Origin of the sequence: Jeotgalibacillus proteolyticus (assembly GCF_002926065.1) — a bacterium.
Lineage (GTDB): Bacteria > Bacillota > Bacilli > Bacillales > Jeotgalibacillaceae > Jeotgalibacillus > Jeotgalibacillus proteolyticus.
The window spans coordinates 1-12,123 of the sequence record NZ_PREZ01000007.1 but is presented as its reverse complement, the minus strand read 5'-3'; the positions used below and the strand labels follow the sequence as shown (position 1 = coordinate 12,123).

The window sequence follows — 12,123 nt, the reverse complement described above, 5'->3', positions numbered from 1 at the left end:
CCTTTGGAATCGGCTTCAGGAGGTAAGCAAGGTGCTTCTTGTTCTGGTGCTCCTTGCAGGTACCTTTGCTTTTGCCATGTTTCAGGGAGGGTTTGTCAGCTGGTTTTTATTCTACAGCTTTTTGCCATTCTCTCTTTATTCCCTTCTAGTCATGATTTATCCTTTATCTGACTTCACCGTGTCCCGCAGTATAAAATCACAGGAATTAAAAGCTGGTTCAAGTGTTATTATTACTATTCAATTAAAAAGAAGCTTCCCCGTCCCTCTGTTTTACTTAGTCCTGGAAGATCAGGTTTCAACAAGTATTTTTTCCACCTCTCAAGTCTCTCAAGTGAAGAAATTGATTTATCCTTGGTTTAAAAAAACAATAAAGCTGGAATACGAGATTGAAAATCTTCCTCGTGGGGAGCATGATTTTACCAGTCTTGAAATAAAAACGGGCGATTTTCTCGGCATATTTCAAAAAAGCAGGAGGCTTCACCTGAAGGATGTTATTTTAGTTTACCCTTCATACGTCCAGATGAATTATCAGCCTCTGAATGTACGGTTTGATCAAGGGGCAGCCTCGGCAGATATGAAAATTCAGCGGGATACAACAGTTGCTACCGGCTTGAGAGAATACCAGCCGGGTGATCGGGTTTCCTGGATCCATTGGAAGTCCTTTGCGCGGACAAATGATTTAATGACAAAGGAATTTGAAGAGCGGAAGTCGCACGATACGTTCTTCGTCTTGGACCGTACACCTTCTTTATTATTTGAAGATATGGTAACATTTACCTCTTCTTTGAGCCGTGCTGTGCTGAAAAAAGGCGCCCAGGCAGGTTATTTCTCGTCGGGTTCATCAAATCAGCTGGTGCCGGTTAAGAGCGGAGAGCTCCATCAGAGACAGATTGACTATCAGCTCGCGAAGGTGCAGCCTGACAGCAGGCGGTCTTTTAATGAAGTCATAAAAACAGAAGGCGTCAGCATGGCGCCTACAGCTATCATGATGGTCGTAACATCCCAATTAACACGTGAACTTATTGAACAGATCCATGAGTCTTCCAAGACAAGTACGGTGATGATTTTTTATATTAAAGCAAAAGGTGTACAAGGCAGTAGTGAGGAGCAGCAGATTAAGGCGTTGGCTTCATCAAAAGGAATTCTTGTAAAAGAGAGCTATGCCGGCCATTTTGCTAATGTTTTTTCGGAGGTGAAACAGGCGTGATTCGTTCTTCCGGGTTTTCAAAACTCATCTTTTTTGTGCTGTATTTCTTAAGCTTTATGCTGCTTTGGGAATGGGTCCGTCCAATTGATCAAATTACTAATACAGGCTTTTTGCATTTCTTTGTTATGTTTGCGGGCTTGTCTTTGCTTTTGTATTATTTTGGATTAGACTGGAGAATTTCCGGCCTCTTTAAAATCGGGTTCATTATTGCGGTTCTTCAGCAGCTTTATTTTGAAGCTGCCTTTCTTCAATTCGGCTCCTGGATTCCTGATTTTATCGCTTCTATTGGAAGAAGCCTTGCCCTGACGATTCAGCAGGACTGGAATGCAGTCAGTGATGTTTACCGCAGCCTGTTATTTTTCATTTTGCTGTGGCTTACCACTTATTTAATTCATTATTGGATTTCTGTACGAAAGCAGTTATTTCTGTTTTACCTGTTTACGGTCATCTATGTGGCGCTCTTAGACACGTTCAGTCCTTACAGTGCTGAATTCTCGATTGTCAGAATCATCTTAATCGGGTTCTTATTAATGGGAATGCTGACTCTGCAGCGGATTTTGGATCAGGAGCAATTAAAGCAGTCAGCTAATCAGTATCAAAAATGGATTGTCCCATTAGTAGTAATGATCGCTTTTAGTTCAGTAGCTGCTTATGCAGCTCCTAAATCAGAGCCGATCTGGGATGATCCTGTCCCGTTTATTACAGGCATTGCCGGTGGTAATGGGACTGGAACGGGCGGCGTTAACCGTCTTGGGTACGGCGTGGATGATTCCCAGCTTGGCGGATCCTTTGTCGGGGATGATACGACAGTATTTACAGTAGTCACGAACGCACCTCAGTATTGGCGCATTGAAATGAAGGACCGGTATACAGGAAAGGGCTGGGAAAGTTCTTCTGCTATAACAGGGGAAGGGCCTGGTTTTACGATCGGGGAAGAAGTCCCATTGGAGCTGTCTGTAGTTAACGAGGAAGAAGAACCTGTAACAGCCACTTTTGATATTCAGCTGCCATACAACCATGTTGTCTATCCTTATAATCCGCTTCAGCTGGAAGAAGGAGATGCTGAGCGCTTTGTACTCGATCCTGTAAACGAAAAGATTACTTCCTTTAACGGCCCTGAACGAGTGGAGCTGGACACCTATGAATGGACCTTTGAAGAGCCAAGATATAGCTTGACAGCTCTTAGAGAAACGACCGAGCTTGGTGAATTCAGCGAAACTGGCGAGCTGGATCAATATTTGCAGCTGCCTCAAGAGCTTCCTGATCGGGTCTATGATTTAGCAGAAGAAATTACAGAGAATGAAGACAACTGGTATGGAAAAGCGAAAGCGATTGAACGTTATTTCTCTCAAAATGATTTTACCTACGACCAGGAGAATATTCCTGTCCCTGGAGAAGGAGAGGATTACGTTGATCAATTTTTATTTGATACAAAAAGAGGATACTGTGATAACTTCTCTACTTCAATGACTGTCCTGCTGCGTGCTGTTGATATTCCTGCACGCTGGGTAAAGGGATATACAGACGGGGAAATGATTGGTCAGGTAGAAGGCGGTCTTAATGAGTATGAGGTAACGAATAATAATGCCCACTCCTGGGTAGAGGTATTTTTCCCTTCAGTTGGCTGGGTGCCGTTTGAACCGACAATCGGTTATTCGAGCAACGTATCTCTTGACTATGATATAGAAACAAATAGGGATACAGAGCCTGTTGAAGAAACAGAGCCTGAAGAACAGGAAGATACTTCGACTCCGGTTCCTTTAGAAGATGAAGGGCCGACGGATGAAACAGGAATGGAAGGGCAGGGTGTATCAGCTACTACCTTCTGGGAAAACGTCCGCGCCTTTATTACTGAAAACCGAATGGCCTTAATTTTCTCCACTTTGCTAGTTGCAGCTCTTATGACCTTGATTTACCGAATGCGTTTCCGCTGGCTCCCGAGAGTGCTGATTCTTTATTACAGCTTCAAAAAGGACGACGATATTTTCGTCAAAGCTTATATGTCCCTATTAAAGCAGCTGGATCGATACGGATTAAAACGGGAAGAAAACCAGACGCTTCGTGATTATGCGAAAAAAATTGATGCCTTTTTCGGTACAAATGAAATGGGCAAACTGACCGCACAGTATGAACGGATTTTGTACCGTCAGGAGAAGCAGGAGCCTAATTGGCGTGATATGCGTGAATTATGGGAAAATTTAATTAAACGTACAACCGGTTGACCCGCGTCATTTCAAACGTTAAAATGATTTCAATTAACAGAAACAGAATACGCCCCTTCATATATGTTCGATAATATGGATCGAATGTTTCTACCAAATCACCTTAAATGATTTGACTATGAGGGCGGTCTTTTTGATGATTGTCGAATTTTGAGGATCTTTGTTAAAAAGACTGCCTGATGTGAAAAAGCCGGAACGCTTGAAGGGAAGGAGTTAGTGCTCTTTTTCATGCCTGCGTTCTTTTTTTATTCTGTTGACAGATTATAAAAATTTGATTTATGAGGTGACACGATGCTAGGTAAGGAAGAAATGCACAATCAGGAAATGATCGTTGTACTCGACTTTGGCAGTCAGTATAACCAGCTGATCACACGCCGTATCCGTGAGTTTGGCGTCTACAGCGAGCTTCACCCGCACACCATTACAGCTGAGGAAATTAAAGAATTAAACCCGGCAGGAATTATTTTCTCAGGCGGACCAAACTCCGTTTATGATGAAAATTCATTCCGCGCTGATGAGCGGATTTTTGATCTTGGTATTCCTGTTCTTGGGATCTGCTATGGGATGCAGCTAATGACGATGCATTTTGGGGGCAAGGTTGAAAAAGCGAGAAACCGTGAGTATGGGAAAGCGGAAATTGATGTGAAGGAAGCAAAAGGATTATTCAAGGGGCTGCCGACTAATCAGCTTGTCTGGATGAGCCACGGAGACCTTGTGGTAGAAGCACCTGAATCATTTGATGTAGTAGCAACAAACCCTTCCTGCCCGATCGCTTCAATCAGCAACGAAGATCAAAAATTATATGCCGTTCAATTCCATCCGGAGGTTCGTCATTCTGTTCACGGCAATGACATGCTTAAAAACTTTGTTTTTGACGCATGTGAGTGCAAAGGTGAATGGTCGATGGAAAACTATATCGAAATTGAAATAGAAAAAATCCGTAATGAAGTCGGGGACCGTAAAGTGCTTTGCGCATTGAGCGGAGGAGTTGACTCTTCTGTTGTAGCGGTACTTATTCATAAAGCAATCGGTGATCAGCTGACATGTATGTTTGTTGACCACGGCCTTCTTCGTAAGGGAGAAGCGGAAAGTGTCATGAAGACATTTGCTGATGGCTTCAATATGAATGTGATTAAAATCGATGCACAGGATCGTTTCTTATCGAAGTTAAAAGGGATTTCAGATCCTGAACAAAAACGTAAAATCATTGGAAATGAATTTATTTATGTTTTTGATGATGAAGCGAAAAGGCTTGAAGGTTTTGACTTTCTCGCCCAAGGCACCCTTTACACAGATATTATTGAAAGTGGAACAGCCACTGCGCAAACAATCAAGTCCCACCATAATGTAGGCGGGCTTCCTGAAGACATGGAATTTACGTTGATTGAACCATTAAATACATTATTTAAGGATGAAGTGCGTGCACTTGGAAGTGAGCTCGGCATTCCGGATGATATCGTGTGGCGTCAGCCATTCCCGGGACCTGGTCTTGGAATTCGTGTGCTTGGTGAAATTACAGATGAGAAGCTCGAAATTGTTCGTGAATCTGACTGGATCCTGCGTGAAGAAATTAAAAAAGCCGGCCTTGACCGAGATATCTGGCAATACTTTACGGTTCTACCTGACATCAGAAGTGTAGGGGTTATGGGAGATGCGCGTACGTACGATTATGCGATCGGGATTCGTGCTGTTACATCCATTGACGGGATGACATCTGATTGGGCGCGTATTCCATGGGATGTACTTGAGAAGATCTCAGTACGACTGGTGAATGAAGTGAATTCAATCAACCGCGTGCTGTATGATGTTACGAGCAAGCCGCCTTCCACCATTGAATGGGAATAAGCGAATATTTCCAACAAAAATATTCGACAATGTTCGTATTTAGGATTGACTGACTTTTGTGATCCTGATACAATTTAACTAGATTAATTGAATAGACATTCGTCGTATAACGTCGGGAATAGGGCCCGAAAGTTTCTACCAAGCCACCGTAAATGGCTTGACTACGAGGTATTGAATGAATAGGACACGTAAAAGCTCCAGCATAATGGATCTTTTAGCCTTTCAATCGATAAATTCAGCCTCCAAACGACAACGATCGTTTAGAGGCTTTTTCTCGTTATACGGATTGAACAATTTTGGAGGGACAAGGAATGAAAAAGTATTTTCAGTTTGAAGAGCTCGGTACTAATTACCGCAGAGAAATTATAGGGGGGCTGACGACCTTCCTTGCAATGGCGTATATTCTGGTAGTAAATCCGATTACGCTTACGCTTATGGATGTAGAGGGGCTGCCGGACGCGCTCCGTATGGACTATGGCGCTGTATTCGTAGCAACAGCTTTAGCTGCTGCGATCGGTTCACTTGTTATGGGAGTCATTGCAAAATACCCGATAGCCTTAGCTCCAGGTATGGGACTGAACGCATTTTTTGCTTACTCGGTTGTTCTTACGCAAGGAATTCCATGGCAAACAGCTTTAACAGGTGTTTTATTTTCAGGACTTATCTTTATGGTTCTTACTCTTACAGGCATTCGTGAGAAAATTATTAATTCTATTCCAGCTGAACTGAAATTTGCAGTAGGTGCAGGGATCGGATTATTCATTACTTTCATCGGCCTTCAGAATGCCGGCATTATCGTAGGTGATCCTAACACGATGGTGGCGCTTGGAGATCTTACGCAGGGGAGCACACTGCTAGCAATATTTGGTATTTTTATTACAGTTATTTTCATGACACGTAAGATTAATGGCGGTATCTTTTTTGGGATTGTCTTAACGGCTATTGTCGGAATGATCGTCGGGTTAATCGACAGACCAAGCGGCATAGTAGAGCCCGCCCCGAGTCTTGCGCCTACATTTGGTGCAGCTCTTGAGCCGATCTTCAATAGTCCTGGTGAACTGTTCACGATTCAAATCCTGGTTGTTGTTTTAACATTTTTATTCGTTGATTTCTTTGATACAGCCGGGACCCTTGTTGCTGTAACAAATCAGGCTGGCCTTATGAAGGATAACAAGCTGCCTCGTGCAGGCCGTGCATTATTTGCTGATTCAACGGCAACTGTATTTGGTGCCGTTCTTGGAACATCAACAACTACTTCTTATATTGAATCCACTTCAGGGGTAGCAGCAGGTGCCCGTACCGGATTTGCTTCTGTCGTAACGGCGCTATTATTTGTACTATCAATTTTCTTCTTTCCTTTATTAGAGGTTATTACGAGTGCAGTTACTGCTCCTGCTTTAATTATTGTGGGAGTGCTGATGGTATCAGCTCTTGGCAAAATCGACTGGACACGTTTTGAAATTGCTGTGCCTGCATTTTTAACTATTATTGCCATGCCATTATCCTACAGCATCGCGACAGGAATTGCGATCGGCTTTATCTTCTATCCGATTACGATGATTGTCAGCGGAAAAGCAAAACAAATTCATCCCATTATGTATGGCCTGTTTGTAATCTTTATTCTTTACTTCATATTCCTTTCATAATAAGCTAAAAAAGGAGCCGTAATCCTAGGCTTCTTTTTTAATTGGTTTCTACTTATGTCCTTGTACCTAATTTAAAGCTTCAGGGTTAACTTGCGATCCTTACCATAATGGGATGTGAATGATAAATGGCTTATAAGATAACAAAAATCCTTAATAATAATGTGCTGATTGCACAGGATGAGCTGGAAACAGAAGTAGTTCTGATCGGAAAAGGGATCGGCTTCAAAAGGCAGGTTCAAGCCTCCATTAAACAATCCGAGATCGAAAAGCTTTTTGTGCTCCGAAATCATTCGGAGCAGGAGCAATTTAAAAAGCTTCTTCCATATGTAGAGGATGACCTACTGAAAGTAATTATCTCTTCTATTGAATTAATTCGGGAAAGAACAAAAACGTTCTTAAACGAACATATTCACGTAGCGCTAACAGATCACCTGGTCTTTGCAGTCAATCGGCTGATGAGGGGAATGGCTATTTCCAATCCCTTTTTATTAGAAACTAAAGCGCTTTATCCTTATGAATATGAAATAGCAAAAGAAGTTGTAAAGCTGATTAATGACCGTGCCCACATATATTTGCCCGAAGGTGAGATAGGGTTTATCGCGCTTCATATTCATAGTGCGATGATGAATCGAAATGTGCATGAAATCAGCTCTCATTCGCAAATGATCGGCAAGCTGATTCAGGTTATCGAACAGCAATTTGATGTTGAGATTGATCGGGAAAGTATCGATTATATGAGACTGGTTCGCCATATTCGCTATACGATCGAACGGGTAATCCGGGGAGAGCGGGTGGATGAACCGGAAAAAATAGCAAAACTGTTGAAAGAAGAATATCCCTTATGCTATAATCTCTCATGGAAACTGATTAAGATCATGCAGCAGACATTAAAAAAACCAGTATACGAAGCAGAAGCAGTATATCTTACAATGCATCTGCAGCGTATTCAAACAAAAATGAAATAGATCTATTACAATTCTTTACGTGTTACTGATTCGATCAGGCATGAGTAAGGAAGGTAATAAAAGCTTCGACATGTGATTTCACACTTGTCTGCTTTTTAATACCTTCTTCACTCATGCCTTTTTTGTTTGTTTGTGTGAAATTAATCAATACTAAACTATAGGAGGCTATTATGTTTAAAAAATTATTTGGCTCATTGCAGAAGATCGGTAAAGCCTTAATGCTTCCGGTCGCAATTCTCCCTGCAGCAGGTTTGCTGTTAGCTTTTGGTAATGCGCTGCAAAATGATACGCTAACAGCGCTCGCGCCTTTCCTAACAAATGACTGGATTGTCATGGTGGCAAGTATAATGGAAGAGTCAGGCGGAATTGTATTTGATAATCTTCCATTACTATTCGCTGTTGGGGTTGCCATCGGTTTAGCAGGAGGAGATGGTGTTGCCGGACTTGCTGCAATTGTTGGGTATTTAATTATGAATGCAACAATGGGAACAGCGCTTCAGCTGGACTTGGGCATGGTGACGGGTGAGAATGTTGACCCTGCCCACGCCTTAGTACTCGGGATACCTACTTTGCAAAGCGGGGTGTTTGGCGGGATAATCGTCGGGGCTCTTGCAGCATCTATGTACAACCGTTTCTATGATATTGAACTTCCAACCTATCTTGGCTTCTTTGCGGGTAAACGTTTTGTCCCAATTGCAACTGCTGGATCAGCAGTATTGCTTGGACTCGCTATGCTTCTTGTGTGGCCGTTTATCCAAAGTGGTTTAAATTATTTCTCGAACAGCCTGCTCGGAATTAACATGGCTCTATCTGCCTTTATCTTTGGAGTTATTGAGCGTGCTTTGATTCCGTTTGGTCTTCACCATATCTTCTATACACCATTCTGGTTTGAGTTTGGATCTTATGTTAATGCTGCAGGAGACACTGTACGCGGAGACAATCATATTTTCCATGCCCAAATTAGAGACAACGTACAAGATTTAACTGCAGGAACATTTATGACTGGGAAGTATCCGTTTATGATGTTTGGACTTCCTGCTGCTGCACTTGCAATTTATCATGAAGCACGCAGCGAAAAGAAAAAACTTGTGGCAGGTATTATGGGTTCTGCTGCACTGACTGCATTCCTGACAGGGATCACAGAGCCGATTGAATTTGCTTTCCTTTTCGTTGCGCCGCTATTATTTGCTGTGCATACATTATTCGCCGGATTATCATTTTTAACCATGCACCTTTTAGATGTAAAAATCGGTATGACATTCTCAGGCGGTTTAATAGACTTCCTATTATTCGGTGTCCTTAATTCTCAAACAAACTGGTGGCTTGTTCTGCCGGTAGGTGCTGTGTTTGCATTAATCTATTATTTCGGCTTCCGGTTTGCTATCCGTAAATTTAACCTGGCTACTCCGGGAAGAGAGACGGATGAAGGAGAAGAAGATACACCAGCTAAAGCTTCATCGAAATCTGATCTGCCATATGACATTCTGGATGCATTTGGCGGCTCGTCAAACATTTCTAACCTGGATGCATGTATCACGAGACTTCGAATTCAAGTAAATGAGCCATCTCAAGTAAATAAGAAAGAGCTTAAAAGATTAGGAGCTGCCGGAGTGCTTGAAATCGGAAATAATATACAAGCGATTTTTGGTCCGCGCTCTGATAGCTTGAAGCATCAAATGAAAGATATTATGGACGGGAAATCACCAAGACCGGTTAAAGTTGATACTTCCGCTGAAGTTGAAAAAGAAATTGATGAAACAGTTTCACCGGCAATGCAGAATAACCCTGAAACATCTCATAGCTTTGTTTCACCTCTAAACGGCCGTGCAGTGCCAATTACAGAAGTGCCGGATCAGGTGTTCTCAGGTAAAATGATGGGAGACGGTTTTGCGATTGTGCCATCAAGCGGAGAAGTATTTTCACCTGTTGACGGAAAAATTGTAAATGTTTCTCCGACTAAACATGCAATTGGAATTGAATCCGATCAGGGAAGAGAGATCCTAATCCACTTTGGCATTGATACAGTTAAGCTAAAAGGGGAAGGATTTGAAACGAAAGTAAAAGAAGGGGACACTGTAAAAGCTGGGGACCTTCTATTAGAAGTAGATTTGGAGTTTGTAGAAGCGAATGTTCCTTCTATTATTACCCCTATCATTTTTACAAACCTCATGAACGGGGAAGAAGTGGCAGTTACTAAAAAAAATGTCCATGCTGGAGACAGTGATATCATTGATATCAAATAGTCAGGGTAAGGGAGCCGCGCTTGTGGCTCCCTTTATTTTTTCTTAAAAAGAGAAAAAATAAAAATTTTAAAAATATAAGTTGAAATATTCTGAATAATAGTTTATACTGAAATTGTCCCAAAATATATTGACGTCGAACTAGGAGGTGTGGTAAATTAATAAAGCTCTCGTTTGAGAGATAAGTAATTTCATAAATTATGTAGGTTTTTTTGTTTTCTATTTTTTCTCTTTCATTATATAGTGAGGAAAAAATAGTAAACATCTTATAAAAAAACTCTTTACAAGAATATGAAACACATGTTATTATAGTTAAGTCGCTTGAGAGAGCGGTGCGAAGAAGCACATTGAACCTTGAAAACTAAACAACCAAAAACGTCAACGTTAATTCTTGATTTAAATGAAACAAATGAGCTTTTCAAACACTTTACGGAGAGTTTGATCCTGGCTCAGGACGAACGCTGGCGGCGTGCCTAATACATGCAAGTCGAGCGGATCGTTTGGAGCTTGCTCCAAACGATTAGCGGCGGACGGGTGAGTAACACGTGGGCAATCTGCCCGTAAGACTGGGATAACTCCGGGAAACCGGGGCTAATACCGGATAATTCCGGCTCTCTCCTGAGAGCCGGCTGAAAGATGGTTTCGGCTATCACTTACGGATGAGCCCGCGGCGCATTAGCTAGTTGGTGAGGTAACGGCTCACCAAGGCGACGATGCGTAGCCGACCTGAGAGGGTGATCGGCCACACTGGGACTGAGACACGGCCCAGACTCCTACGGGAGGCAGCAGTAGGGAATCTTCCGCAATGGACGAAAGTCTGACGGAGCAACGCCGCGTGAGTGAAGAAGGTTTTCGGATCGTAAAACTCTGTTGTTAGGGAAGAACACGTACGAGAGTAACTGCTCGTACCTTGACGGTACCTAACCAGAAAGCCACGGCTAACTACGTGCCAGCAGCCGCGGTAATACGTAGGTGGCAAGCGTTGTCCGGAATTATTGGGCGTAAAGCGCGCGCAGGTGGTTCCTTAAGTCTGATGTGAAAGCCCCCGGCTCAACCGGGGAGGGTCATTGGAAACTGGGGAACTTGAGTGCAGGAGAGGAAAGTGGAATTCCACGTGTAGCGGTGAAATGCGTAGATATGTGGAGGAACACCAGTGGCGAAGGCGACTTTCTGGCCTGTAACTGACACTGAGGCGCGAAAGCGTGGGGAGCAAACAGGATTAGATACCCTGGTAGTCCACGCCGTAAACGATGAGTGCTAAGTGTTGGGGGGTTTCCGCCCCTCAGTGCTGCAGCTAACGCATTAAGCACTCCGCCTGGGGAGTACGGCCGCAAGGCTGAAACTCAAAGGAATTGACGGGGGCCCGCACAAGCGGTGGAGCATGTGGTTTAATTCGAAGCAACGCGAAGAACCTTACCAGGTCTTGACATCCCACTGCCCGGTCTAGAGATAGACTTTTCCCTTCGGGGACAGTGGTGACAGGTGGTGCATGGTTGTCGTCAGCTCGTGTCGTGAGATGTTGGGTTAAGTCCCGCAACGAGCGCAACCCTTGATCTTAGTTGCCAGCATTCAGTTGGGCACTCTAAGGTGACTGCCGGTGACAAACCGGAGGAAGGTGGGGATGACGTCAAATCATCATGCCCCTTATGACCTGGGCTACACACGTGCTACAATGGACGATACAAAGGGCAGCGAGACCGCGAGGTGGAGCTAATCCCATAAAATCGTTCTCAGTTCGGATTGTAGGCTGCAACTCGCCTACATGAAGCTGGAATCGCTAGTAATCGCGGATCAGCATGCCGCGGTGAATACGTTCCCGGGCCTTGTACACACCGCCCGTCACACCACGAGAGTTTGTAACACCCGAAGTCGGTGAGGTAACCTTTATGGAGCCAGCCGCCTAAGGTGGGACAGATGATTGGGGTGAAGTCGTAACAAGGTAGCCGTATCGGAAGGTGCGGCTGGATCACCTCCTTTCTAAGGAAATGGCCGATGGCT

General features: G+C 43.4%; 6 protein-coding genes, 1 rRNA gene and 2 riboswitches. All 7 genes read left to right on the top strand.

Annotated elements, in window-relative coordinates; translation table 11 throughout:
* The first annotated feature begins 31 nt into the window (after positions 1–31).
* The 7 genes from C4B60_RS16990 (at position 32) to C4B60_RS16955 (ending at position 12,102) form a co-directional block, all read left to right on the top strand.
* Entirely contained in the window at positions 32–1,207 is a 1,176-nt protein-coding gene (locus C4B60_RS16990; RefSeq protein ID WP_245154037.1) for a DUF58 domain-containing protein, read from the top strand.
* Positions 1,204–3,429 carry a transglutaminase TgpA family protein gene (locus C4B60_RS16985; protein ID WP_104059233.1) on the top strand — a complete coding sequence of 742 codons (2,226 nt, stop codon included), beginning with the start codon at positions 1,204–1,206 and terminating at the stop codon, positions 3,427–3,429. Before C4B60_RS16990 ends, C4B60_RS16985 begins: the two co-directional genes overlap by 4 nt.
* Before the next feature lie 37 nt (positions 3,430–3,466).
* Positions 3,467–3,568: riboswitch (purine riboswitch) on the top strand.
* Between the two features lie 152 nt (positions 3,569–3,720).
* A complete protein-coding gene (guaA, locus tag C4B60_RS16980) occupies positions 3,721–5,274 on the top strand; it encodes a glutamine-hydrolyzing GMP synthase (protein WP_104059232.1) in 1,554 nt (517 codons plus the stop codon).
* Between the two features lie 82 nt (positions 5,275–5,356).
* Positions 5,357–5,458, top strand: a riboswitch (purine riboswitch).
* Between the two features lie 127 nt (positions 5,459–5,585).
* A complete protein-coding gene (locus C4B60_RS16975; protein WP_104059231.1) occupies positions 5,586–6,920 on the top strand; it encodes an NCS2 family permease in 1,335 nt (444 codons plus the stop codon).
* 125 nt (positions 6,921–7,045) lie between these two features.
* Positions 7,046–7,885 carry a glucose PTS transporter transcription antiterminator GlcT gene (glcT, locus tag C4B60_RS16970; protein ID WP_104059230.1) on the top strand — a complete coding sequence of 280 codons (840 nt, stop codon included), beginning with the start codon at positions 7,046–7,048 and terminating at the stop codon, positions 7,883–7,885.
* A gap of 170 nt (positions 7,886–8,055) precedes the next feature.
* Positions 8,056–10,128: a glucose-specific PTS transporter subunit IIBC gene (gene ptsG, locus C4B60_RS16965; protein ID WP_104059229.1), complete on the top strand. Its 2,073-nt coding sequence runs from the start codon at positions 8,056–8,058 to the stop codon at positions 10,126–10,128.
* 423 nt (positions 10,129–10,551) lie between these two features.
* Positions 10,552–12,102 (top strand): 16S ribosomal RNA (locus tag C4B60_RS16955).
* The last annotated feature ends 21 nt before the right edge of the window (positions 12,103–12,123 follow it).

Bases quoted from the DNA above. Each gene is read 5' to 3' on its own strand.
- ptsG (WP_104059229.1), top strand. From the start codon at position 8,056: ATGTTTAAAAAATTATTTGGCTCATTGCAGAAGATCGGTAAAGCCTTA.
- guaA (WP_104059232.1), top strand. From the start codon at position 3,721: ATGCTAGGTAAGGAAGAAATGCACAATCAGGAAATGATCGTTGTACTC.
- glcT (WP_104059230.1), top strand. From the start codon at position 7,046: ATGGCTTATAAGATAACAAAAATCCTTAATAATAATGTGCTGATTGCA.
- C4B60_RS16975 (WP_104059231.1), top strand. From the start codon at position 5,586: ATGAAAAAGTATTTTCAGTTTGAAGAGCTCGGTACTAATTACCGCAGA.